19 protein-coding genes are annotated in these 25,190 nt (G+C 52.2%); 1 reads left to right on the top strand and 18 read right to left on the bottom strand.

What is annotated here, in order from left to right:
- Positions 1–97 precede the first annotated feature (97 nt).
- Entirely contained in the window at positions 98–883 is a 786-nt protein-coding gene (locus MHH78_RS05395) for an alpha/beta hydrolase (protein ID WP_341166823.1), read from the top strand.
- A 108-nt stretch (positions 884–991) separates the two neighbouring features.
- Here MHH78_RS05395 and MHH78_RS05390 read toward each other — a convergent pair whose 3' ends face one another.
- The 18 genes from MHH78_RS05390 to fliD all read right to left on the bottom strand — a co-directional run bounded on the left by MHH78_RS05390 (position 992) and on the right by fliD (position 25,173).
- A complete protein-coding gene (locus MHH78_RS05390; RefSeq protein WP_341166822.1) occupies positions 992–2,887 on the bottom strand; it encodes an AraC family transcriptional regulator in 1,896 nt (631 codons plus the stop codon).
- 225 nt (positions 2,888–3,112) lie between these two features.
- Positions 3,113–4,525, bottom strand: coding sequence for an argininosuccinate lyase (argH, locus tag MHH78_RS05385; RefSeq protein ID WP_341166821.1), 1,413 nt, complete (start codon positions 4,523–4,525; stop codon positions 3,113–3,115).
- Between the two features lie 86 nt (positions 4,526–4,611).
- A complete protein-coding gene (locus MHH78_RS05380; RefSeq protein WP_341166820.1) occupies positions 4,612–5,847 on the bottom strand; it encodes an argininosuccinate synthase in 1,236 nt (411 codons plus the stop codon).
- Between the two features lie 384 nt (positions 5,848–6,231).
- Positions 6,232–7,200 carry an ornithine carbamoyltransferase gene (argF, locus tag MHH78_RS05375; RefSeq protein ID WP_341166819.1) on the bottom strand — a complete coding sequence of 323 codons (969 nt, stop codon included), beginning with the start codon at positions 7,198–7,200 and terminating at the stop codon, positions 6,232–6,234.
- The gene (locus MHH78_RS05370; protein WP_341166818.1) at positions 7,197–8,483 is read right to left on the bottom strand and encodes an aspartate aminotransferase family protein; all 1,287 of its coding nucleotides are present in this window, start codon (positions 8,481–8,483) and stop codon (positions 7,197–7,199) included. Before MHH78_RS05370 ends, argF begins: the two co-directional genes overlap by 4 nt.
- A 116-nt stretch (positions 8,484–8,599) precedes the next feature.
- A complete protein-coding gene (argB, locus tag MHH78_RS05365) occupies positions 8,600–9,427 on the bottom strand; it encodes an acetylglutamate kinase (protein WP_341166817.1) in 828 nt (275 codons plus the stop codon).
- 71 nt (positions 9,428–9,498) lie between these two features.
- The gene (gene argJ, locus MHH78_RS05360; RefSeq protein ID WP_341166816.1) at positions 9,499–10,731 is read right to left on the bottom strand and encodes a bifunctional ornithine acetyltransferase/N-acetylglutamate synthase; all 1,233 of its coding nucleotides are present in this window, start codon (positions 10,729–10,731) and stop codon (positions 9,499–9,501) included.
- Positions 10,732–10,753: 22 nt separating this feature from the next.
- Entirely contained in the window at positions 10,754–11,809 is a 1,056-nt protein-coding gene (gene argC, locus MHH78_RS05355; RefSeq protein WP_076080146.1) for an N-acetyl-gamma-glutamyl-phosphate reductase, read from the bottom strand.
- A gap of 196 nt (positions 11,810–12,005) precedes the next feature.
- Positions 12,006–12,890, bottom strand: a complete 885-nt coding sequence (locus MHH78_RS05350) for a YitT family protein (RefSeq protein WP_341166815.1) — start codon at positions 12,888–12,890, stop codon at positions 12,006–12,008.
- Between the two features lie 72 nt (positions 12,891–12,962).
- Positions 12,963–14,097 (bottom strand): peptide chain release factor 2 gene (gene prfB / locus MHH78_RS05345; RefSeq protein ID WP_341166814.1). Its coding sequence is split into 2 segments (ribosomal slippage): positions 12,963–14,003 and positions 14,005–14,097, totalling 1,134 coding nucleotides; the frame shifts between segments, so codons are not numbered across the junction.
- 545 nt (positions 14,098–14,642) lie between these two features.
- On the bottom strand, positions 14,643–17,147 hold the full coding sequence (secA, locus tag MHH78_RS05340) for a preprotein translocase subunit SecA (RefSeq protein ID WP_036721232.1): 2,505 nt from the start codon (positions 17,145–17,147) through the stop codon (positions 14,643–14,645).
- Between the two features lie 308 nt (positions 17,148–17,455).
- Positions 17,456–18,013: a ribosome hibernation-promoting factor, HPF/YfiA family gene (gene hpf, locus MHH78_RS05335; RefSeq protein ID WP_340946592.1), complete on the bottom strand. Its 558-nt coding sequence runs from the start codon at positions 18,011–18,013 to the stop codon at positions 17,456–17,458.
- Positions 18,014–18,241: 228 nt separating this feature from the next.
- Positions 18,242–19,687, bottom strand: coding sequence for an S-layer homology domain-containing protein (locus tag MHH78_RS05330; RefSeq protein ID WP_341166813.1), 1,446 nt, complete (start codon positions 19,685–19,687; stop codon positions 18,242–18,244).
- 490 nt (positions 19,688–20,177) lie between these two features.
- Positions 20,178–21,470: a group II intron reverse transcriptase/maturase gene (ltrA, locus tag MHH78_RS05325; RefSeq protein ID WP_341166812.1), complete on the bottom strand. Its 1,293-nt coding sequence runs from the start codon at positions 21,468–21,470 to the stop codon at positions 20,178–20,180.
- A 632-nt stretch (positions 21,471–22,102) separates the two neighbouring features.
- Positions 22,103–22,300, bottom strand: a complete 198-nt coding sequence (locus tag MHH78_RS05320; protein ID WP_036721237.1) for a cold shock domain-containing protein — start codon at positions 22,298–22,300, stop codon at positions 22,103–22,105.
- A gap of 240 nt (positions 22,301–22,540) precedes the next feature.
- Entirely contained in the window at positions 22,541–22,876 is a 336-nt protein-coding gene (locus tag MHH78_RS05315; protein ID WP_341166811.1) for a flagellar protein FliT, read from the bottom strand.
- A complete protein-coding gene (gene fliS / locus MHH78_RS05310; protein WP_076080054.1) occupies positions 22,869–23,261 on the bottom strand; it encodes a flagellar export chaperone FliS in 393 nt (130 codons plus the stop codon). The genes MHH78_RS05315 and fliS overlap by 8 nt, the downstream gene beginning before the upstream one ends.
- A gap of 28 nt (positions 23,262–23,289) precedes the next feature.
- Positions 23,290–25,173, bottom strand: coding sequence for a flagellar filament capping protein FliD (gene fliD / locus MHH78_RS05305; protein ID WP_209868407.1), 1,884 nt, complete (start codon positions 25,171–25,173; stop codon positions 23,290–23,292).
- Between the last annotated feature and the right edge of the window lie 17 nt (positions 25,174–25,190).

Genomic DNA, 25,190 nt, shown 5'->3' with positions numbered 1-25,190 from the left:
AGCAGCAGCAATGCTTGCGGACAATAAATCTGGAGAAATCTACAGTTTATATCAGGTAGGGGCTGTGCTATCATGTGGGCAGAAAGGGGATACGCAAATGGCTTTGATTGAATGTAAATTTTATTCGGAGGTGCTGGGGCTCAGTACTTCGATGACTGTCATTCTACCGCAGCAGACCACTACGCAGATCGGAATGAGCAATGTCTCCAAAGGGACCTTACACCCCACCCTGTACCTGCTGCACGGCCTGTCTGACGATGATTCGATCTGGCTGCGCCGGACCTCGATTGAGCGTTATGTAGCAGAGCTGGGTATCGCTGTTGTAATGCCGCAGGTCCACCGCAGCTTCTACACGGATATGGAGGCGGGCGGTAAGTACTGGACATTCATTAGTGAGGAGTTACCGGCACTTGCCCGTTCCTTCTTCCCTTTGTCGGCCAAGCGCGAGGATAACTTCGTGGCGGGATTGTCGATGGGCGGTTATGGGGCAATGAAGCTGGGACTGCGCAAGCCGCAGGACTGGGCCGCAGCAGCGAGTCTGTCCGGGGCACTCGATATGGCACACAATTTCTTGAACTTTGAAGATCCATCGCAGAGAACCAAGGATTATTTGCAGATTTTTGGGGACAAAGACATTGCTGGTTCTCCGGAAGATCTGCTATGGCTGCTAGAGGAAGTGAACCGCTCCAAAGGGCCGAAGCCGCTGCTCTATCAGTGCTGTGGAACCGAGGATTTCCTGTATGAGGATAATCAGGTCTTCCGTAAGGCCTGCTCCAAGACCAAGCTGCCTCTGACCTACGAGGAAGGGCCGGGCGAGCATGAGTGGGGATACTGGGATACCAAGATCCGCGATGTGCTGAAGTGGCTGCCGCTGGGGAAGTAGAGATTGTGATATTGTAAGCGGTATCGAATGAACCCTGGGCATTATATTTTCAAAAAAAGGGATCTGGACAATTCATCCAGCGCCCTTTTTTTATGGTTACTCGCGTAATTACGTACTGCTCCCTGCCAGCAGGTTAACGATGATGTCCATTTGTTGTTCTACCGAAATCGGATCACTGAACAGGAATTGATTGAAGTCAATATTGTAGATTTTGCCCGCTTTCCCTGCCGGTGAATTCTGAATGAGCTTATCCACTTTCTTCAGCTCTGCCTCCGCCCCTTCATTCACTGCGAGAATTAGCCGGTCACCGATGAAATCAGGAATGACCTCGCTGGAGATCTCCCAGGTCTCTCCGTGAATGACCTCTTTTTCCACCTTTTCAGTCGGCTTCAGGCCCAGATATTTATACACGATGTTGCCGCCCAGATTGGTATCCCCGTAAATGAAGACGGCACCGGAACGCACATTTAGAATCGAGAAGGTTTCGTCCGGTTCGATGTAGGGAGCGATTTTTTCTTTGGACTCTTTTATTTTTGCTGCAAAATCCTTGTTCCACTGCTTCGCTTCCGTCTGCTTGCCCAGAATATCCCCGAACATTTCGACATCCTTGACCGGATCATTATACTGCTCCACTACAAGGGTTGGTGCAATCTGGCTCAGCGCCTCGTATCCTCCTTCGACTACCTCCGCGAACGGGGCTGTTGTAATAATCAGATCAGGCGCAAGCGATAGGATCTTCTCCGCATCAGGCGTAGAACCTACATCTTCAATATCCGACACATCGCTTAACAGCGGATTGTTCAGAATGAAGGTTGTTGCTCCCACCGGCTTCACTCCAAGCGCCATCAATTCCCCCAGATGAAAAAGACTGACGACCCGCTGAGGCTTCACGGGAATCTCGGTCTCCCCCTTCAAATGCTTGTAAATACGTGTATCTGCGGCTTCGCTGTCTGCAGCCGTACTGGTGGGAATAGGCTCAGAGGCTGCCTTTCCAGTGTTGTTACCTGTCTGGCATGCACTTAGAAATATGGCTGAACATAACAGCAGCGCAGCCCCTAAGGCCGGTCTTGAAAATTTGAACATCGATGTGTCCCCTTCCTCATTTAACTGATAATAATTCTCATTATCATTATGAGAAACAGGCTTACCAGATACAATAGACGATTTCAGCAGATGTAATGGATTATTCTGAACGGTATGCTTGTTATTCTCCCGGAATCGCTGCGGCGAACAGCCGGTATGCTTTTTGAACAAACGGCTGAAATAATAGACATCTGCATAACCCACACTGCCTGCGATTTCCTGAATTCGGGCATTGGATTGCAGCAGCAGCTGCTTGGATCTGCGGATTCGTACATGGATCAGATAATCGATAGGACCGAACCCAAGCTGACTCTTGAACATGCGAAACAAGTAGCTCGTACTGCAGCTGCACATTCCGGCCAATACCTCTGCGGTAATCGGCTCACTGTAATGCTCATGAATATAGTGAATGGCTTCAGTGACTACACCCGGTCTGCTGGTCCCCTGAGCCGAGGAGTGAATCTGCCGCATAACCTCATATACAAATTGATGAAAGACCGTCTGTGCCTCCAGCTTCTCCAGCGGGGCGGTATGCTGCCACAGACGATCCATTGCCTGGCACTTCTCCTGCAAGGGCAGCAGTGTATAGGGAGTGAAGGCATACGGCATATTGAAGCTCTCCTGGTCCTCTGGAAATAGACTGTCGGCTTGGTAGCGAATGAAATAACAGACAAACTCGTTGTCCAGCGGCATCAGCCCGAGCTCCGTTTCCTTGCCGCCATGCAGAAGAGGCGCAGACCGGGTGGAATAGACCGTCCCCGATAGACTAACAGTCGCCTCGCCCTGCACGGTCAGCAGGAAAAAACCCGTAGCCGTCACATGATACTCAGGCACCGTTCCTGCTTGCGCAGCGAATAATTGAACCTCCAGTAGCCTGACCGCAGTACGGCTCCAGCATTCAATGTGGGCTTCCCAATCCATACCTTCCCCCCTGTCTCTGTATTGCAAGTGGAAACGGCTTCGCCGTCCTTTTAAAGGATGGTACCGTTTCAGCGAGAAATATAAAAATAATTTATCACGTGAAACATATAAATTCTATATTTTAAAAAAGACTGCCCTTCTGCAGCTTCCGCTGCAAATGACAGTCTCTAATGCCTTCAGCAATCCTCTGCCTCTAGCGGGCAGTGCAGACGACCTGCATATAGGTTAGACGGCTCCACCATGCTGCTTCACCCATTCACCAGCAGTTGTCAGGTCCGCTTCGGCCCGCCCGATGGCGGCCTGCACCTGAACCGTGGCGGTACCGCCGTAGACATTACGGGCGTTCACCACGGCCTCCGGCTGGAGCACTGCATAGATCTGGTCGTCGAACAGCGGCGAGAACTGCTTGAATTCGTCCAGCGTCAGATCAAGCAGGAACTTGCCCTCGTTGATGCAATACAGGACGGTCTTGCCGATCACCTCATGCGCCTGACGGAACGGCAGGCCTTTGCCCACCAGGAAGTCAGCGATATCGGTCGCGTTGGAGAAGTCCGTGTTCACCGCTTCACGCATCCGCGCCTTGTTCACCTTCATGGTGGAGATCATCGGCGCGAACAGCTGCAAGGCCCCTGTAAGGGTAGCTACAGTATCGAACATGCCTTCCTTATCCTCCTGCATGTCCTTGTTATAGGCCAGCGGAAGTGACTTCAGCACGGTCAGCAGTCCGATCAGGTTGCCGTAGACACGGCCTGTCTTGCCGCGTACCAGCTCCGGCACATCCGGGTTCTTCTTCTGCGGCATGATGCTGCTGCCGGTGCAGAAGGCATCATCCAGCTCCACGAAGCTGAATTCCGTGCTGCTCCACAGCACCAGCTCTTCGCTGAGCCGGGACAGATGAGTCATCACGAGCGATGCATTCGCCAGGAACTCCACGATGAAGTCGCGGTCGCTGACCGCATCCAGACTGTTCTCATAGACCCCGTCGAAGCCAAGCTGCTCGGCCACGAAGTGGCGGTCAATCGGGAACGTCGTTCCCGCCAGCGCCCCGGCACCCAGCGGCAGCACGTTGATCCGCTTGTAGCTGTCGGTCAGGCGCTCCGCATCGCGGCGGAACATCGACACGTAGGCCAGCAGATGATGCGCGAACAGAATAGGTTGTGCCCGCTGCAGGTGGGTATATCCAGGAACGATGGTCTCCAGGTTATCCTTGGCCTGCCCGATCAGCGCACCCTGCAGCTCATGCAGCAGCGCGACCAGCTCCACCACGCGGTTACGCAGGTAGAGGTGCATATCTGTAGCCACCTGGTCGTTGCGGCTGCGTCCGGTGTGCAGCTTGCCGCCGACCGGGCCGATCTGTTCGATCAGGTTCTTTTCAATATTCATGTGGATATCTTCATCGGCAACCGAGAATACAATCTCCCCCGCGCGTACCATCTCCAGTACCTTCGCAAGCCCGTTCTTGATCGTCTCGACATCCTCCTGCGGCAGAATTCCGCATTTGCCCAGCATCGTGACATGGGCCAGACTGCCCTGCACATCCTCTTCCGCCAGCACTTTATCGAACTCGATAGAAGCCGTATATTCCTCTACCAGCTTGTTCGTTCCTTTGGTAAAACGTCCGCCCCACAGCTTGCTCACCTGTTGTTCCTCCTCGATAGACGTTAGAAGGGCCGCCCCTGTCCGGTTGGGAGGAACGGCCTTCTTGTGTCCGCTTTTATATAGTGCTACTTATTGGATTCTGCTACGCCTGCCGATACCTTCAGACGAAGGGCATTCAGACGGATGAAGCCGGTCGCATCGCCCTGGTCGTAGGCCTGAGTAGGATCTGCCTCCATGGTGGCGATATCCGGGTTGTACAGGCTGACCGGACTCTTGACTCCGGCGCCGATAATGTTGCCCTTGTAGAGCTTCACGCGTACCGTACCGGTCACGTTCTTCTGGCTCTCCTTCACCAGAGCCTGCATCGCAATCCGCTCCGGTGCGAACCAGAAGCCGTTATACACCAGCGTGCTGTAACGGGTGATCAGACTGTCACGCAGATTCATCACTTCACGGTCCATGGTGATCGATTCCATTTTGCGGTGAGCGGTGAACAGAATCGTTCCGCCCGGAGTCTCATACACGCCGCGGCTCTTCATGCCGACAAAACGGTTCTCAACCATATCCACGCGTCCGATCCCATGCTTGCCGCCCAGCTCATTCAGCTTCTCCATCACTTGAAGCGGGGATAGCGCTTCGCCGTTCAGCGCTACACAGTCACCCTTGAGGAAGTCCAGCTCCAAGTACTCGGCTTCATCTGGCGCATCCTCTGGGGCACTCGAGAGCAGGAACATTTCCTTGTTCTCCGGTGCGCTTGGATCGAACCACGGATCTTCCAGCACGCCGCTCTCATAGCTGATATGCAGCAGATTGCGGTCCATCGAATACGGCTTGGCCGCAGAGGCTTGTACCGGAATACCGTTGGCTTCGGCGTAAGCGATCATCTCGGCCCGGCCCGGGAACTGGTTGCGGAACTCTTCCAGACGCCAAGGCGCAATTACCTTAATGCTCGGTGACAACGCAGCGGCGTTCAACTCGAAGCGTACCTGGTCATTCCCTTTACCTGTAGCTCCATGGGCAATGGCTGTAGCGCCTTCGGCGATAGCGATATCCACCATGCGCTTGGCGATCAGCGGACGGGCAATGCTGGTGCCCAGCAGATATTGTCCCTCATAGAGTGCGCCCGCCTGGAACATCGGATAGATAAAGTCATTCGCGAACTCATCGCGCAGATCATCGATGTAGACTTTGGAGGCGCCGGTGGCGAGTGCTTTTTCCTCCAGACCGTCCAATTCTTCCTTCTGACCAATATCCGCTGTAAAAGCAATAATCTCCGCATCATACGTTTCTTTCAACCATTTCAGAATGACTGAGGTATCCAGCCCGCCGGAATAGGCGAGTACAATTTTTTCTTTTGGCATGGGGTGTTTAGCTTCCTTTCGGTGTGGAGGGTGATTAGGATGATCTTCAAAAATATGCTTGTACAATCCGGTGCACTTAGACGCAAGCTGCATGAAGGTTTGGACTTTCGGCCGCTGTTGTCTCCAGATATTCTTGAATATACCGCTAGAGCGGATAATATCCGGAGACAAAGGCGGACGCTGACGCTCCTACAGTTCCAAACTTCACTCCGTTGTTTAGCACCGACTTATACCGCACCTCTTCTAAGTTCATCCTATTATAGTGTTTATATAGTATAAGACCAAGCAAAACCACTGCAAGATCGATCCTGACTTTACTCAACATTCATACTAATTACTTAATACTTAACCGTGGAGCCTAACAGACCCGTAGCTAGACTCAATCTAGCCCATCAAAGCCGCCATAAGTGCCTTCTGCGCATGCAGGCGGTTCTCCGCCTGATCGAAGATCACGGAGTTCGGGCCGTTGATGACGCCGGTGCTGACCTCTTCCTCCCGGTGGGCGGGCAGGCAATGCAGGAACAGATAATCGCTCTTCGCGCCTTTCACCAGCTCCTCGTTGACCTGGTAGTCCTTGAACGCCGCTTCACGTGCCAGCTGCTCGGCCTCGAAGCCCATGCTCGCCCAGACATCCGTATAGATCACATCAGCGTCCTGTACCGCCTCCTGCGGGCTGCGGGTCACAGTGATGACCGAGCCTGTCTCCTTGGCGATCTCACGCGCCTCGGCCACGACAGCCTCGTCCGGCTCGTAGCCTTCCGGTCCGGCAACCGCGACATGAACACCCAGCTTGGCGCCGCCGATCAGCAGGGAATGGGCCATATTATTGCCGTCGCCGATGTACGCCAGCTTGAGGCCCTTCAGCTTGCCCTTGTGCTCGTATACAGTCTGATAGTCCGCCAGCACTTGGCAGGGATGAGCAAGATCACTGAGACCGTTGATTACAGGCACTGAGGCATACCGCGCCAACTCTTCCACTTTATCATGGCCGAACGTACGGATCATGATACCGTCCAGATAACGCGACATGACCTGGGCCGTATCACCAACCGTCTCGCCGCGGCCGAGCTGAATATCATTTTTGCTCAGGAACAGTGCATGGCCGCCCAGCTGATACATCCCCACTTCAAACGACACCCGTGTACGGGTGGAGGATTTCTCAAAAATAAGGCCGATCGTCTTACCCAGCAGCGGCTGGTAGACCTCACCGTTCTTCTGCTTGCGCTTCAGCTCAATCGCCAAGTCAATGAGATACGTGATTTCTTCCGTGCTGTAATCATTCAGCTCGAGTAGATCACGGCCTTTGAGCTGTGCGGCAATCTTGTCTGTAACGCCTGGTATACCCTGACTCATGAACTTACCTCCCCGTTTCCTTTACTAGCATAAGTATGAATTAGTTCCGATAGGATGTCCACCGCCTGGTCGATTTCAGCGGTGCTTACATATAGATTAGGCAGCAGACGAATCACATTCGGTCCGGCCTGAACGAACAGTAGTCCGCGCTTCTGTCCGGCGAGTACGATCTCAGCCACCGGCTCCTGGCATTCGATGCCGATCAGCAGGCCTTTGCCGCGAATCTCCTTCACAAAAGAAGTGTCCGCCAGCTTCGCTCTGAGCTGTCCGCTTAAGTATTCGCCCATCTCCGCCGCCCGCTCGGGCAGCTTATCTTCGAGCATGGTCTCAATGGTCGCTTCCATCACCGCTGCCGCCAGCGGGGTGCCGCCGAAGGTACTGGCGTGGCTGCCCGGGCTGAAGGCCTCGCGCAGATAGCCTTTACCGAGCATCACACCAGCCGGGAAGCCGCTGGCTACGCCTTTGGCCAAGGTGAAGATGTCCGGCTCAATGCCGTAATGCTGATGAGCGAACAGCTTGCCCGTACGGCCCATCCCGGTCTGCACTTCATCCACAATCAGCAGTAATCCGTGCTCCTTGCACAGTGCTACAACAGCATCCAAGAACTCCTGCTGTACCTCAAGCACACCGCCCTCGGCAAGCACCATCTCCAGCATAATCGCTGCCGTATGCTCGGTAATGGCACCCTTCAGCGCCTCCAGATCATGCAGTGGCACCGTCTTGAAGCCTGCCGGAAGCGGCAGGAAGCCTTCTTTTACCTTCGCCTGACCTGTTGCTGTCAGTGTAGCCAGCGTACGCCCATGGAAGGATTGCTCGAAAGTAATGACCTCGTAGCGGTCTGCACCCTGCACCTTCTGGTGATACCGGCGCGCCAGCTTGATGGCCGCTTCATTCGCTTCCGCACCGCTGTTGCAGAAGAAGACCTGATCCGCACAGCTATTCTCTGTCAGCAGCGCAGCTACACGGTCCTGGCCCGGAATGTGGAACAGGTTCGAGACATGCCACAGCGTATCAATCTGCTCCTTGAGCTTCGCACCGACCTTCTCCGGCGCATGGCCCAGGCTCGTTACCGCGAGGCCGCACATGAAGTCCAGATACTTGTTACCCTGCTCATCCCATACCCAGCTGCCTTTGCCTTTGACCAGACTGATATCATATCTGCTATACGACGGGAATACCGCACTCAGCTTGGCAGGAGCGGCCCCCTGTCCGTTCGTTCCTGCTGAACGCTCCTGCGGCGCCCCTGTCAAAGAATTCTTGTCCGTTTGCGTAAGCTCACTCATTCTTAGTCACTCTCCCACCATGCTGCTGCCGGCTCCCCGTCAGCGCGTCTATTGTATTTGTTGCTCTGCCTTCAACTCATGCTCATTCGCATAACCATGCCCTGATATCTGCCGGTCTAAGACCTTACAATCCGCGTGCCCAGCGCTTCGCCCTTCAGCACCCGGCTGAGAACACGCGGCTCTTTGCCGTCTACAATAATAACCTCGGACACCTGGCCCTGGATGCAGTCCATCGCGGCACGCACCTTGGGAATCATTCCGCCGTAGATTTCGCCGTTCTCAATCAGTACTTCGATCTGTGCCACCGTTACGGACGGAAGCACCACCTTCTCCCCGTCCACCGTCCGCATAATACCCGGCACATCCGTAACCACGATCATACTCGGTGACCCTATATAAGAAGCCACCGCTCCGGCAGCGGTATCCGCATTGATGTTATACCGCTGTCCTTCGCCGTCTACACCGACAGGTGCAATCACCGGAATATAGCCCATCGCGAGGATACCCGTCACAATCTCCGCTCGAACACCGGTCACTTCACCCACCAGACCCACTTCATCGTGATTGGCCACCGGGTGCGCCATGATCAGGTTGCCGTCAACGCCCGACAACCCGAGTGCCTGCCCCCCGCTGGCCTGAATTCGGCGGACAATCGCCTTGTTGATGCTGCCAGACAGGGTCATCTCGACCACATCCAGCACCGCTTCCGTCGTTACCCGCAGGCCGTTCACAAAGCGGCTCTCAATGCCGAGCTTCTCCAGATTGCCGGAGATCGCCGGACCGCCGCCATGCACAATTACAGGCTGAGTCCCGCTGACCTGAAGCTCCCGCAGATCCTCGAAGAATGAATCAGGCAGCGCCGCCAGTGTACTCCCCCCGCATTTCATTACGAACAACCCTGCGGCGCCCGCCTGCGCCTGAGGCTCTATCGGTTCTAACGTCATCTCCCTGCCCCCTGTACGTAAAAGCTTAGTCGGCTTTCGGCCGCTGTTGTAATCCGGTGAACCTATCTGCACTACGTACGGTAAGCCGCATTAATCCGCACATAGTCATAAGTTAGGTCACAGCCCCAGGCTGTAGCCTGACCGCTGCCGTCCGACAAGGTTACCGTGATCAGCACGGTATCCGTCTTTTGCAGATAATGCAGTGCCTGTTCCTCATCAAAAGCCACCGGACGCGATCCGCGCAGCACCTCGATCTCGCCCAGCTTAATATCTACCCGCTCCGGCGATACCGGAACTCCTGCACGCCCTACGGCCGCAATAATCCGCCCCCAGTTGGCATCCGCTCCGAAGATCGCCGACTTCACCAGGCTGGAGCCGACCACGGTCTTGGCAATCGCCGCCGCACCTTCATCATGCACCGCTCCGCTCACCTGCACCTCAATCAGCTTCGTGGCCCCTTCGCCGTCACGGGCAATCGCCATCGCCAGATGCTGGCACACATGGGTGAATGCCGCTGCAAAAGCTTCCCAGTCCGCATGCAGCCGCGTCAGCTTCTCATTGCCGGCCAGCCCGCTGGCCATCGCAACCAGCATATCATTCGTACTGGTATCACCATCAACGGTAATCATATTAAAAGTAGAATTAGTAGCTGTGCGCAGCAGACTGAGCAGATCCTCTCCGTCAATGAGCACATCGGTGGTCATGAAGCCCAGCATCGTCGCCATGTTCGGGTGAATCATCCCGGAACCCTTCGCCGCTCCGGCAATCGTAACCTCTGTACCGCCTACCGTTACTTTTACGCAGCTTTCTTTTTTGACCAGATCGGTGGTCAGGATCGCCTGGCTGAATTCCTCCGCACCGGCAGCGCCCGCGTCCAGCTTCTCCGGCAGTCCGGCAATCCCGCTGCGCACACAGTCCATCTTCAGCAGTTCACCGATTACACCTGTAGAGGCCACAGCGACATCCAGTTCATTCACACCCAATTGGCGGGCAGCGGCGGCACGCATCTCGTACGCATCCGCCTCGCCCTGGTCCCCTGTACAGGCATTGGCATTGCCGCTGTTCACGATCACCGCCTGCAGCGTTCCGTCCGCCAGACTCTCCCGCGTAACCTTCAGCGGAGCCGCCTGAAATACATTGGTCGTATACACCGCAGCCGCCGTAGCAGGCACCTCACATAGAATTGCGCCGAGGTCATTACGCTCAGTTTTTTTGAGACCGCAGTGCAGGCCACCGGAGGTGAAGCCCTTAGGTGCAGTAATACTTCCGCCTTCTACGACGGTATATAGTGGTTGCTCACTCATGATATTGTTTGACCGCTTGCGCTTATGGATACACTGGTGTGTAACCCAGCCCGCGGGTTTCCTCCCATCCCATCATCAAATTGAGGTTCTGAATAGCTTGCCCTGCGGCGCCCTTAACGATATTGTCGATGACTGACACAATGGTAACCCGTCCCGTGCGTGCATCTGTGGCGAAGCCGATATCACAGTAATTCGATCCGCTGACTTCCTTCGTCGCCGGAACCACGCCGGGCTCACGCACCCGCACATAAGGTCTGCCTGCATAATAGTTACGATATAAATCTACGAGTTCCTGTTCACTATGTTCACCAATCAGTCCGGCATACATCGTAGTCATAATCCCCCGGGTCATCGGCACCAGATGGGTAGTGAAGGTTACGGTGACTTTCTCCCCGGCAATATCGGTCAGCACTTGTTCAATTTCCGGGATGTGCTGATGCTTGTTGATTTTGTAGGCTTTGAAGTTCTCATTGATCTCGGCAAAATGCACCATCAGGCTTGTTCCCCGCCCTGCCCCGGACACCCCGGATTTCGCATCAATGATGATGCTGTCCGGCTTGATCCAACCTGCCTCCAGCGCCGGAACCAGCCCCAGCAGCGTAGCTGTCGGGTAACAACCGGGATTGGAGATGAAGTCCACTCCGGCCGCACGCTCTCCGTACACCTCGCATAACCCGTATACCGCCTGCTCCAGGTAAGCTTCCGGAGGAGCCGGGTGCTTATACCACTGCTCATACTGCGCGCCATCCTTGAGCCGGAAGTCCCCCGACAGATCGACAACCTTGAGTCCTGCCTCAAGCAGCCCGGGCACCAGCTTTGCACTCACTCCCGAAGGGGTAGCAGTGAATACAACATCCGCTCTGCTTGCAATCTCTGCTGCATCTACACCATCCAGCTTACGCTGAACCACTCCCGTTAAATGCGGAAAACCCTCCTCAATCGGCGCACCCGCACTCGAAGAGGAAATCACTGAGGTAATCTCTATATCAGGGTGGCCCTGCAGCAGCCTGATCAGCTCCACGCCCCCATAACCCGTTGATCCGACAATCGCCGCTCTCAGCTTGTCTGTCACTGTCATCCCCGCTTCCCGATTCTCATTTCTATCATTATCGCTCATGCATAACCGTCCTGCAAATATGTATTATTATACGACCGAATTAATATAAATACAACATGTTGCGTTAACTTTATTCAGCTGGCGCACAAGAAGAAACGCAGGGTTATCCTATTCGCTACAGTATATCAAAAGAAGCGCAGAGCCCCCTTAAGGGAGTCTACGCTTCTCTTTTAAACCCTTCACCCAGCACTTCGTGAGCCTCGGTAATAATAACAAATGCAGCCGGGTCCACCGAGCGGACGATCGCCTTCAGCCTGGTAATTTCATTCTGGCCTACCACGACCATCAGCACCGTACGGTTATCCCCGGTATAGCCGCCTTGCGCATTCAGCTTGGTCAGCCCGCGGTCCAGATCATTCAGAATCGCCTGCGAGATGTCCTCGGTGTGATCCGAGATGATATACGCCACCTTCGTGGTGCTGAAGCCCACCTCCAGCGCGTTGATCACCCGGCCGGTGACGAACAGCCCGATCAGTGCATACATCGCCTGCTCCATCCCCAGTACAAAAGCCGCCAAGGTAATCACCGTACCATCCAGCAGCACAACGGACAGCGAGAAGCTGAAGCCGGTAAGCTTTTGGATAATCTGAGCCGCAATGGTCAGTCCGCCTGTAGAGCCGCGCCCCCGGAAGACAAGTCCCAAGCCTAGGCCCACACCAATTCCTCCATAGATAGAGGCCAGGAGCGGATTCGTGGTCGGCACAGGCCCGTCCTTCGTCAGGAAGATAAACAGAGGCAGCACAAAGCTGCCTAAGAGAGAGCGGATGCCGTACTGTTTGCCGAGGAAGATCACGCCGAGAATGAAGAGCGGAATATTAAGCGCCCACTGGGTAAAAGCAGGCTCTGCCCCAAACCAGGCCTCAGCCAGCACCGACAGCCCCGACACCCCACCGGATGCAATCCGGTTCGGGAGGAAGAACAGGTTGAACGCCAGCCCGGTGATCAGCGAGCCGATCAGAATTAGCAGAATATCCACCGTATGACGCAGCGGCCCGTTCAGGGGAATGAGCGGAGGTTTGTTGCGTGAATTGATTTTTTGCATGGTTGGCCGGACTCCTTTATGTTCAGACAAAAATTCCTACACCTCCGAAGACGCGTAGGAATGTGATTACTTTTATTCAGCTTCCGTCTTGATCTGGCTCCGCAGATACCCGTCAATGAACCCGTCCAGATCGCCGTCCATTACCGCTCCAACGTTGCCTGTCTCTACAGAGGTGCGGTGATCCTTCACCATGCTGTAAGGATGGAATACGTAGGAACGAATCTGGCTGCCCCAGGCAATCTCGGATTGTTCCCCGCGGATCTCGTCCAGATGTGCCTGCTGCTCCTGGATTTTGCGCTCATAGAGCTTGGAACGCAGCATCTTCATCGCCTGCTCCCGGTTCTTGATCTGTGAACGCTCATTCTGACAGGTGACCACCACGCCGGTTGGCATATGCGTAATCCGCACCGCCGAGTCCGTAGTATTGATGTGCTGACCGCCCGCGCCGCTGGCCCGGTACGTATCAATCTTCAGATCTTCCGTACGGATATCCACCTCGACATCGTCTGCAATCTCCGGTACCACATCGCAGGATACGAAGGAGGTATGCCGTCTGCCTGAGGAGTCAAAAGGCGAAATGCGCACCAGCCGGTGCACGCCCTTCTCTGCCTTGAGGTACCCATATACATTGTGGCCCTTAATTAACAAAGTTACACTCTTGATTCCCGCTTCATCGCCCGGAAGATAATCCAGCACATCTACCTTGAAGCCCCGCTTCTCCGCCCAGCGTGTGTACATGCGCAGCAGCATTTGGCCCCAGTCCTGAGACTCGGTACCGCCTGCCCCCGGATGGAGCTCCAGAATGGCATTCAGCTTATCGTAAGGCTGATTGAGCAGCAGTTGCAGCTCGAACTCATCCACTCGGGCACTTATACTGCGGATCGTTCCGGCGATCTCCGCGGCCAGTGCATCGTCGCCTTCCTCATCGGCCAGCTCCGCCATCATGGCAGCATCGTCATAATCCTGCTGGAGCTTCTCAAATTGATCAACCACCGACTTCACGGCATTCATCTCGCCAATCACGCTCTGCGCCTGATCGGGATCATCCCAGAACCCGGGAGCCGCCATCTTCTCTTCGAAGTTAGCTATCATCTCCAGCTTCAGGTCTAAGTCAAAGTGACCCCCTAAGGTTGGTTAATTTTTTGCCCATTTCACGCAGGTCCTGCTTCACATTAGGATCGATCAATTGGATCACATCACCTTTCATAATTGAATATTGCGCCGGGCTGCCGGTTTGGGCTTGTCGGTATGGACGACATATTTGCTGCTGATGCTTCGCTTCATCCGCCCCATGGCCCGGTGTACGCCGTAACTGCGGGGAATGTTTGGACTTTCGGCCGCTGTTGTGCCCAGATTTATTGATTATACCGCATAGCGGATAAAATCCGGGCACAAAGGCGGACGCTAACGCTCCTACAGTTCCAAACTTCCCCTCCGTTACTTCCACCTCAGCCATAAAACATCTGAACGCTTCCGTCTGACGCACAGCTGTGCGTCCCAAACCACTCCAAGCCCAAAAAAGCAGCCGGGCCGCAAACGGGGAGTCCCCCGGGCCCAGCCGCTTTTTATTGTCATTATAACCCTAAGTGCAAGTGCACAAAACAGGAAGTGCCAGTCGGTGAAAGGTACTCGCAGCTTAGTGCCTGCTCATTATTTCACCGTACACTACCAGAACCGGCCTTGACTCCTGGATTACGCCGGGCCCAGTGAGAGTGAATTGACATCTCAGATCCGGCCGTAATTCTGTTTATCTTACGCCTGACCGTGGCAGTTCTTGTACTTCTTGCCGCTGCCGCATGGGCATGGATCGTTACGGCCAACCGTAGATTCCACATGCACCGGACGCTTCTCAGCAGGCTCTGCGTTGGTGGAGATCTTATCTTCCTCCACTACCGATTGCCGCTCCTGATTCGTCTCGATGTGCGCCTTCATAATGTAGGTCGCTACTTCTTCCTGAATGTTCGCTGTCATAGCGTTGAACATCTCGAAGCCCTCGAATTGGTATTCGCGCAGCGGATCGGTACCGCCGTAAGCACGGAGGTGAATCCCCTGACGAAGCTGATCCATGGCGTCGATATGATCCATCCATTTGCTATCTACGGAGCGAAGCACAATAACCTTCTCGAATTCACGTACCAGCTCAGAGCCAAGACGCTCTTCACGTGCAGAATACTTCTCAAGTACACGGGCGAAGATGAATTCGATCATTTCATCAACTTCTTTGCCCCACAAATCATCGCGGGTCAGCTCATTTTCTTCCAAAAGCTTGCTGTTCACATAATCCGCAACCTCTTGCAGCTCCCAGTTCTCCGGGATATCGTCACTGCAGTGGGCATTCACAATACGGTCGATAACCGGCTTGATCATTTCCACTACGATGTCTTTGATATTGTCCGACTCCAGAATTTCGCGGCGCTGCTTGTAGATAATCTCACGCTGCTGGTTCATGACGTCATCGTATTGCAATACGACCTTGCGGATGTCGAAGTTATTGCCTTCTACCCGCTTCTGCGCAGATTCAACAGCCTTGGTGATCATACGGCTCTCAATCGGCTGATCTTCCTCAAATCCCAGACGGTCCATCATGTTCAGCACATTGTCCGCACCGAAGCGCTTCATCAGCTCATCCCCAAGGGACAGATAGAACTGTGTCGAACCCGGATCGCCCTGGCGTCCGGCACGGCCGCGAAGCTGGTTATCAATCCGGCGTGATTCATGGCGTTCTGTACCAATAATATGCAGGCCGCCAACATCGGTTACCCCTTCGCCCAGTACGATATCCGTACCGCGTCCAGCCATGTTCGTGGCAATCGTTACGGTTCCCGGCTGACCGGCATAAGAGATAATTTCGGCTTCTGCCGCATGATGCTTCGCATTCAGCACCTGGTGTCTCACACCCTTGCGCTTCAGCATTTCCGATACGCGTTCAGAGTTCTCAATCGATACCGTACCTACCAGCACCGGCTGATTCTTCTTGTGGCGTTCCACAATTTCAGCAACGACCGCGTTGAACTTGCCATTCTCGCTTTTGTAGACCACATCAGGCATGTCAATCCGTTGGTTCGGCTTATTCGTAGGAACCTGAAGAACCTCAAGACCATAGATCTTCTTGAACTCCTCTTCCTCTGTCTTCGCTGTACCCGTCATGCCGCCCAGCTTGCGGTACATCCGGAAGTAGTTCTGGAAGGTGATGGTAGCCAGCGTCATGCTCTCATTCTGAACTTCAATCTCTTCCTTGGCTTCAATCGCCTGGTGCAGCCCGTCGCTGTAACGGCGGCCCTGCATCAGACGGCCTGTGAACTCATCAACGATCATAACCTCGTCTTCGTTAACTACATAGTCAACATCCCGACGCATAATGGCATTCGCCTTCAAGGCCTGTACAATGTGATGGTTCAAGGTAACATGGCTATGGTCATACAGATTCTCTATCCCAAAAGCACGCTCAGCCGTAGCCACACCCTTCTCCGTAAGCGCTACAGACTTCACCTTAATATCCACGGTGTAATCCTCTTCGGCAGTGAGCTTCTTCACGAAACGGTCTGCTGCATAATACAGCTCTGTCGATTTCTCAGCCTGGCCGGAGATGATCAGAGGTGTCCGCGCTTCATCAATAAGGATGGAATCGACTTCGTCAATAATACAGAAGTAGAGCGGGCGCTGTACCATCTGCTCCTTATAGAGCACCATGTTGTCGCGCAGATAGTCGAACCCGAATTCATTATTCGTTCCGTACGTAATATCGCAGGCATATGCCGCTTGTTTATCATTATGGTCCATGCCGTTCAGGTTCACCCCAACGCTCATGCCCAGAAAGTTATAGATTTGTCCCATTTGCGCACTGTCGCGCTGAGCCAGATAATCATTTACGGTGACGACATGCACGCCTTTACCCAGCAGCGCATTCAAATACACCGGCAGCGTTCCAACCAGCGTCTTGCCTTCCCCGGTCTTCATCTCGGAGATCCGGCCTTCATGCAGCGCCATACCCCCAACCAGCTGAACGTCAAAATGCCGCATGCCCAGCGTCCGTTTGGAAGCTTCGCGTACGGTAGCAAAGGCCTCAGGAAGAATCTCTTCCAGGGTCTCACCTTTCTCAATACGGGCGCGGAATTCCGCTGTCTTCGCCTGCAGCTCTTCATCCGTAAGCGATACGAAATCCGGCTCCAGCCCATTAATTACTTCGACCGTCTTCATGAGACGTTTGACATCCCGTTCATTAGTGTCGCCAAATATTTTCTTAACAAGTCCTAGCATGGTTAACCCCTTTCATGCAACACAGATGGTGGAACCGAGCCCATCCTCATAGATTGAAAGGGCCATATATGATTTCGATTCCGCTGCTTCATAAATTGTAACAGTTTGTAAGAGAAGCCGCAATACAAGCCGCCCTAACCTTATTCTGTATAATCCTCTTAGATGAGGACAGATAATGGCATTTTAATGAAACTTCTATATATACGCACAAGAGCCCTATTCGCTTCAGGCGAATAGGGGCTCGTCTAATTGTCCACGTTAGGCTGAACCGAAGCCCTTGCTTATTCCAACAATTCCCGGTCCACAGGTTAGTTCTGCTCGATCAGACCGTACTTCCCGTCATCGCGTTTGTATACTACGCTAACTTCGGAAGTGTCAATGTTGGAGAACACGAAGAACGTATGTCCAATCATGTTCATTTGCAGAATCGCTTCTTCCACATCCATAGGCTTCAAGGTGAACCGTTTGTTCCGCACAACCTCAAGATCATCATAATCCTGTTCCTGCTCTTCAACAGCTACGGCGCTGCCCGTACCTTCAACGAACAACGTCTTCAGGCTGCCTTCCTGACGGAACTTGCGATTAAGCTTAGTCTTGTGCTTGCGGATCTGACGTTCCAGCTTGTCCACTACGGCATCGATGGATGCATACATATCATCGCTGCGGTCTTCCGCACGAAGCGTCACACCAGCTAGAGGAATTGTCACTTCCACCGTATGAAGGCCGCGAACGACGCCAAGCGTCACATATCCTTCAGAGGTAGGGGGTGCTTCGAAATACTTCTCAAGTCTGCTGAGCTTCTTATCAACATAGTCTCTCAAAGCGTCGGTCACTTCAATTTGTTGACCTCGAATGCTGAATTTCATAAGGCACTCCTCCTTTGTTTACTTTTCCATTATAGCAAATTGTCAGGGCTAAGTAAAAAACAAATCATGACAGACTTTACATTCACCTAACAATAGATGTAACAGACCTGCCGTAACAACAAACGGCCCGGCTCGAGCATAAAGCCGCCCTCGCCGGACCGAATACTGATTGCTGTATTATTTCACGCTGAAGCCTGGATTATGAATGATTGCATTCATCAAGATTACTTATTTTGTGTGAATCCGCAGAAGCTCTACAGGTGACAAGGTGCCATTAGAATCAGTGATAAAGAAGACTTTATACGCTGTATTGGCAGTGAGTCCAGTCAGGTTAATGCTGTGTTTCACAACTGGATTACCTGTAAGAGTACCAGCCCAAGGCGCTGTTAATGTAGCACCCGCACTGTTCTGTGCGTTAGCAATCTGCATTGCCGTTGGATCAGCATCTGTTGCCTTAACCACCACATATTTCAGAGGGGTTACCGGTGTACCCGTCTGCCCGTAAGCAGCATATACATCCGCAGACACTGTTGTTACATTGGTGATCCCTACCTGAGCGACCGACCATGCGCTGCCTGGTGCTGTTTTCAATTGAAGCGGCGTTACGCCGGACCAGTTACCAGAAGCGTCAGCCAGGGCAACATAAACGGTATAATCCGTATTTGCAGTCAGACCATACACCGAGAAAGCAACGGATGTGCCGCCAGTAGCCGCAACTTGGCCGAAATGAACGCCTGCTGTTGTAGCATTAATCAGTCCGTCTTTCACTTGTGCTGCAGTTGGTGCGGTTACGTTCATGCTGTATGGAGCAACTACATAATACACGGCTCCTGTTACAGAAGGCGTAACATATACATCAGCGGTAACAGAACCTACATGGCCGTAAGTCACGTTGCTTACAGACGGCAAGGTAACGCTACCGCCTCCGCCACCACCGCCGCCTCCGCCGCCACCACTACCGCCGCCAGGAGCTGGAGTAGCTGTTGGGCTGGTGCTTGGCACAGGTGTTGCAGAAGGAGCCGGTGTTGCTGTCGGTGCTGGTGTAGGCGTTACTCCGCCTGTAGCCGGCTTATGCACAACTGAGTTGCTTATAATTCCCACCGCTTCGGCACGGGTAAGCGATTTCTTCGGACCGAAGGTTCCGTCAGGATAACCGTTAATGATCTTCTTCTCAGCCGCTGAGGCTACGGCCACCTTGGCCCATGCCGCGATCTGAGCATTATCCTTGAACTTAAGCGGAGTAGAGCTTGTACTCAGCTTAAGCAGCTTGGCAGCAATAACTGCTGCTTCCTGCCGGGTGAGCGGGTTGTTGGCCCGGAAGGTATTATTCTCATACCCGCCAATATAACCGGCCTTCACAGCTTTAGCCACTTCACTGTAGACCCAATTGGATTTCTTCACATCCGTGAAGTTAAGAGTAGCTGCTTCGGTGAACCCGAACAGACGATTAATCAGTGCCACATATTCACCACGGGTAATTGCCTTATTCGGCTTAACCGTTCCGTCAGGATAACCACCCAGGTATCCTTTATCCAGCCAGCTCTGCAGTTGCTTCTGCGCCCAGTGTCCTTGAATATCCTTAGGTGCAGGCGCTGCGGACACACTTCCCAGTGATCCAAGCAGCATTGAAATACCAAGTACTCCGGCCGTAAGGCCACGCCACAATTTCTTCATTCTTTTGTTCATCCTCCTGTGAGTGTGATGGGCATAGGCTTCACTGCATGACTTCTTACCAAAAGATCTTTCGGAAGCATACGCCTAAGCAATAATGAGAGTGCAGACTAGGCAACAAAAAAGCCCAACGGTTTCTATTACCCATATTTTGGAGGATGTTAACATTTTTCCGTAACTATTTTTTACAAAGTGTCCAATTTAGGACTCTTTTCATCTCGAAATGTAGGCCATTTACTCGAAATTGAGAATATTTATAAGAAGAATGTAAGAACAGAGTCATACGGCCCCTCCTTACAAAGAACACCTCTCGAACTCTTATCCCCAGCTTTATGCACAGTTTATCCACAACAGACAAAGTCACATCATTAGACAAAAGCAACTTCATTCACTAGAGTAAAGGGCTGGTACAACCCAGCCCCTCCTCATCAAACCGTACGTGAGGTTTTCCCTCATACGGCTTTCCGATGTTTGTCATTCATGAGCATGCAGATTACAATAGCGTTTTTAGTCCACACTTATTGACCATATACTTGACCTCCGGGAATGAACTCATCCATCTCCTCCGTTGTCTCTTCTTCGCATACCACCGCGTAAATCGCTGCAGAATATACCAATCCAGCTTGGCTAACCTCTTTTGGCTGTAGTTCGTGTAGTAATAATTTCTCCATCCCTGTATCTTTGGATTGAGCCATTCCACGTGTTCCACGAACGATTTCCAGCGCATGCCGGGCGGTGCTAATCGGTCTTTGACCACGCCTCGGATACGTTCCTCTGCCTTCTTCGTTAGCCACTGCTGGGTGGTATAGTACACCTTCCCTTGAGAAGTTTCTGCTTTCGTTTTTCGGTGATGCATTCCTAAGAAGTCGAAGCCTTCGTCTCCTGTCAACAGACCTACAATGCGGGTTTTGGTCGGATGCAGCGTGAGTTCTAGACGTTCCATAATGGTGCGGATGAGTTCATACGCATGTTCTGCATCCTTTTTGGTTTTACAGACCACGACGAAGTCGTCTGCATACCTCGTCAGTTCTCCCAGTCCACTTCCGTGTTTTTCCCATAACCGGTCAAAGTAGTTCAAATAGATATTCGCCAGCAGTGGCGAGATGACACCACCTTGGGGTGTCCCTAGATCGGAGCGCCGTACCTTTCCTTCTTCCATTACTCCCGCATGAAGCCACTTCCGTATGAGCTTCAGAATCCGTCTGTCATTGATACGCATCTGTACCAATTTCATGAGTTTCTCTTGATTGATATGGTCGAAGTAACCTTGGATATCGACGTCGACTACCCAATTTCCTTTGCGGTTGCAGGCTTTCCGGATTCGTTCCAGTGCTCCTTTGGCACCTCGCTTCGGGCGAAATCCGAAGGAGACTTCTTTAAAATCCGCTTCAAAGATGGGTTCAATCACCAGTTTGGTTGCCATCTGTAGGACTCGGTCTCGTACCGTAGGGATGCCTAGCGGTCTTGGCTTCCCGTCTTTCTTCGGGATATAGTGCCGCCGTACGGGCTGCGGATGGTAGCTGCCTTCTTTCAATTCTCGCTCACAGCTTTTGAGAAATCTCGTGACTCCTTGTTTCTCGATTTCAACGAGCGCTACGGCATTCACTCCCGCAGCTCCCTTATTCGCTTTCACCCGTTTCCAGGCTTCGCATAGCACATCCCACCGGTAGACTTTGTCGTACAAGGCGTGGAATTTACGCTTGTTGTTCTCCTTGGCCGCATGACCTAGCTTTTCTTGGAGTTCTTGAACTTTTTCCTTGGGTGTCGTTAGCCGTTTGGCATTCACTCACTCGTACCTCCTCCAAAAGCGTAAACAAAGCAGGGCTCCTTCCCTCCCTAAGGTTATGTTGTCCTTAGGTTCTTCGGTACTATAAGCCCCTCGGACTCCCTTCCCACAGACGGTTCACTTCGTCTTCTGGACTTATAGAGCGTCTCTTTACGGGTTCCTAAAAAAAATCTTCCGTGTGGGGGAGGGTCTCCCCAGTTCACTGCATTATCTTTCAATCCATGCCGTTCCCATTACGCCGGAGGATTCTTCACTGCTGTTCCAAGTTCTGCACAGTTTCCTTGGCCTTCGTCCATAATAGCGGGACTCGGCTCCCTCTGTTCCCCTTTGCAGGGCCTTTTTGACGACGCGGCAGGATTCACTTGATGTTGCGGCCTGAATTGTTGCTCGCCCGGTCTCTGACCGGTACTTTTGTCGATGCGCTTTTACACACAGATTTCGCCATGTGCAAGCATCCTAGCTACAAAGGTAGCTTGGTCCCTCCTTTGGTTGGACTTTCACCAACTAGATAATGCGTGCCTCTGGGCACGCCTACATAAAAAAGACCCAAGGGAGATCCCCTTGGGTCTAACGCTAGCGTTGTCTCAATTGCTAACCATCTACCATATATGTAGGTCGGCTTCGCCGGATGATTATAATTTGATGACGTTAGCTGCTTGTGGTCCGCGTGCGCCTTCAACGATATCGAACTCTACGGATTGGCCTTCATCCAAAGTCTTGAAACCGTCAGTTTGAATCGCGGAAAAGTGTACGAATACGTCGCCACCATCGGAAGTTTCGATAAAACCATAACCTTTTTCTGCGTTAAACCATTTAACTTTACCTTCCATTGACTAAACATTCCCTTCGTCATCAGATGAACGTGAGTCTTGCTCACAATTCGACTATACCACCGCAGCTTCTCTATTGTCAATTGGAATAGTAAATGATTACTTTCAATAATTTACCAGGGTGCAATCGGCATCAGAAATGGATAGAATTCGGTAATATAAGTTACAAAAAAAGGAGCAGACGCTTGTAAATACCCGTCCACTCCCCTATTGAAACAGGAGAAATCTATTATTTTCTGTTTATTTTTTGCGGTCCATCAGGAAGCTGTCCGGGGTGTAGGCTGTCTCGTAGGCGTTGCGTTGGATTTTGGCTTGACCCCGCTTCTGGAGGAAGTCTTGGGCTTCCTGGCGGAGGGCGTTCATCCGGTCCAGCAATTCATTATCATGTGACAAAATACGATTAATTTCCTGCTTTTGTGCAGGAGTTGCCGGACAAACTTCGACCTCTTGTGTGATGGAATCGACAAGCTTCTGCCTCTCCTCTACAAAGTCTTCAAGCTCCTCATAGGTTGCATCCTGAAGCCGGTCCATCATCTCCCCAGTCAGCCGATCCAAGTTACGGATAAGCTCATCCATTCGCAATCTCAGTCTGACTGGCCGCCAGCTTAGAGGCCTGAAGCCAAGTCTCTCTGAGGTCAGTAAGATAGCCAATGGCTTCTTCAGCCTTCTCGGGGTTCTTCTGGATGTTGGCCTGAATTAACAGGTAGTTCGTATATTCGTAAAGAGAGTAGAGTCCCTTCGAGACTTCAATAGAGTGATCCAACGTACTCATCAACTCACTGATGATGGTCTGAGCCTTGCCAAAATTCAAATTGGACTTCTCCAAATCCTGCTTGTTCAACCCGTCCACCGCAGTCTTCACGAAGCGAATGGCCCCATCATACAGCATAATCACGAGTTGCGCAGGTGTTGAAGTCTGGACAGAAGACTGGCGGTATTTATCATAAGGAGATTTAATCAAATTGGTCACCCTCTATTGTGAAATGTTCTTATTTGCCGGTGGAGAATAGGCTGTTGGACTGGGATTGCAGCTTGTTCATGGCGGTTTCCATGGCGGTGAATTGTTTGTAGTAACGGGTCTCTGTGTTATTTAACATCGTGGTCATGACATTGAGCCGCGAGTTGTATAACTTCATTTTCTTACCCATCACACTTTCTTCCTTGAATGTACTGGTAAGGTCCATGGAGTATCTGTTCGTGCCTGCCCGCTCCGATAGTTTCTCGATGGCCGATGTGATTTTGTCAGCCATTTTGTCGAAAATCCCCTCTTTGGGGGCACTGGCAGGGCCTTGCAGCAGATCCATTGCGAGCTGCGGATTCGCATTGATCGCCGTATTCAGCTTCTCCTCATTAATCACAAGCTTGCCGTTCGACGTATAATTCCCGGTCGTAATGCCTAGGGTGCTTAACGGCCCCAGTTTATCACTAATTATGCTGCGCATTTCAGACAATACGGACTTGATAATATCATCATTCTTGAGCAACCCGCTCTGCGCCTTCTCGGTCCAGGTTTTGACGTCAGCCTCTTTCATTTCAGCCTTCTGCGCATCCGTCAGCGGCCTGAAATCACGATATTTGGCTTCGTCAATCTTGGAATTCAAGGCTAGGATCAGGCTGTTATAATCTTCAACGAAGCTCTTGATGGACTCAACGGCTTTGCTAGAATCGGTCTGCGTTTTGATGATGACAGGCTCATCCGCTTTGGTAACCTCCAGCAACGTGAGCTGGACGCCGTTAATGGTAAACGTATTGCTGGTTACATTATCAATATCCACATTATTAATCTTGACTTCACCATTCTCGCCTGTGATTGTCTTAGTAATTGAATTGTCATCTGACGGGTTTGATTTCATCCCGTTAAAGAGCTTCATGAATCCGTAAGAGTTGCCGCTAAGGTTGACAGCCCCTTTCGGATTACCAGGATCTGCTACTATCCCGGTCAGCTTCAAAGTGCCGTCTGTCGTAAATTCTGCATTTACCTTTGCATCAGGGTCATTTTTGATGGTATCCACAATTTTATCAATAGTATCCGAACCCTTGAACGTAAATGCTTTACCATTGATACTAAATGTAATATCTTTGACTTCGTCATCGGTCAAAACAGAATTATTAAGCTGGTTCGTAAGCTGCGTCAATGTAGTGGAGCCAGTAGCGCCTGTAAGCTTATTCGTCTCTGCAACCTTCTTCGTAGAGAATAAACCTAGAACTGTATTGCTGCTTGAGGGGGTCCCCATCGTTACCGTACCATCTTTGCCGCCCGTTTTGGAGGCGATGGTCAGCTTTCCGGTAATTTCATCATAACTAGCGATCGCATTAGCCTTCTCAGAAGAATTAATCGTTGCGACCAGCGTCGAGATCGAGGTCATGCCGTTGAATAGGGATTTCCCCTCCTTATCCTTGAAGGTCTCGCCGTTGATGCTGATGTCGAAGCCCTTCTTCAGGTATTCCTCCATATCCAGACCTCGCATGCTTCCAAGGTCAACGCCATCAAGTGCTGCCAAGGAGGTCGTAGCCGGTATGCCTTGTCCTAATCCGGCTGTCTCATATGTAGTTCTTGTTGCCAGCTTTGTGACCTTAACAGTCATCTCCTGGCCGGTTGCCGTTGATGTCGCTTCTGCTTTAAGCGCGGTCGTATTGCCGCTTAGCACAGCCTTCTGGGCATTCAGCGCTGCGTCCCTGCCATATTTGGTAACTAGTTTATTGGTCCGGAAGTCATACAGCTTGCTGTTCATCTCCCGGTAGCTCTCACGTGTCCATTGTAGAATTTGTTTGTCCTGATTAAGCTTGTCCAGCGGTACCCGCTTGGCAGCCATCATACTCTTCACCATACTATCGATATCCATACCTGAGAATCCATTGACCCGAGTAACCAAAAAAAGCACCTCCCTCT

The sequence above is a fragment of the Paenibacillus sp. FSL H3-0333 genome, assembly GCF_038002805.1.
Taxonomy (GTDB): Bacteria; Bacillota; Bacilli; order Paenibacillales; family Paenibacillaceae; genus Paenibacillus_AQ; species Paenibacillus_AQ silagei.
The sequence above is the reverse complement of the archived record's forward strand: the minus strand, read 5'-3'. Positions and strand labels throughout refer to the sequence as shown.

What these genes read in the sequence shown, in the direction of transcription:
- MHH78_RS05370 (WP_341166818.1), bottom strand. Translation starts at nt 8,483, where the DNA reads ATGAGTGAGCTTACGCAAACGGACAAGAATTCTTTGACAGGGGCGCCG.
- MHH78_RS05315 (WP_341166811.1), bottom strand. Translation starts at nt 22,876, where the DNA reads ATGGATGAGCTTATCCGTAACTTGGATCGGCTGACTGGGGAGATGATG.
- argB (WP_341166817.1), bottom strand. Translation starts at nt 9,427, where the DNA reads ATGACGTTAGAACCGATAGAGCCTCAGGCGCAGGCGGGCGCCGCAGGG.
- argC (WP_076080146.1), bottom strand. Translation starts at nt 11,809, where the DNA reads ATGACAGTGACAGACAAGCTGAGAGCGGCGATTGTCGGATCAACGGGT.
- argF (WP_341166819.1), bottom strand. Translation starts at nt 7,200, where the DNA reads ATGAGTCAGGGTATACCAGGCGTTACAGACAAGATTGCCGCACAGCTC.
- MHH78_RS05350 (WP_341166815.1), bottom strand. Translation starts at nt 12,890, where the DNA reads ATGCAAAAAATCAATTCACGCAACAAACCTCCGCTCATTCCCCTGAAC.
- MHH78_RS05330 (WP_341166813.1), bottom strand. Translation starts at nt 19,687, where the DNA reads ATGAAGAAATTGTGGCGTGGCCTTACGGCCGGAGTACTTGGTATTTCA.
- secA (WP_036721232.1), bottom strand. Translation starts at nt 17,147, where the DNA reads ATGCTAGGACTTGTTAAGAAAATATTTGGCGACACTAATGAACGGGAT.
- MHH78_RS05380 (WP_341166820.1), bottom strand. Translation starts at nt 5,847, where the DNA reads ATGCCAAAAGAAAAAATTGTACTCGCCTATTCCGGCGGGCTGGATACC.
- MHH78_RS05390 (WP_341166822.1), bottom strand. Translation starts at nt 2,887, where the DNA reads ATGGATTGGGAAGCCCACATTGAATGCTGGAGCCGTACTGCGGTCAGG.
- argJ (WP_341166816.1), bottom strand. Translation starts at nt 10,731, where the DNA reads ATGAGTGAGCAACCACTATATACCGTCGTAGAAGGCGGAAGTATTACT.
- hpf (WP_340946592.1), bottom strand. Translation starts at nt 18,013, where the DNA reads ATGAAATTCAGCATTCGAGGTCAACAAATTGAAGTGACCGACGCTTTG.
- MHH78_RS05395 (WP_341166823.1), top strand. Translation starts at nt 98, where the DNA reads ATGGCTTTGATTGAATGTAAATTTTATTCGGAGGTGCTGGGGCTCAGT.
- MHH78_RS05320 (WP_036721237.1), bottom strand. Translation starts at nt 22,300, where the DNA reads ATGGAAGGTAAAGTTAAATGGTTTAACGCAGAAAAAGGTTATGGTTTT.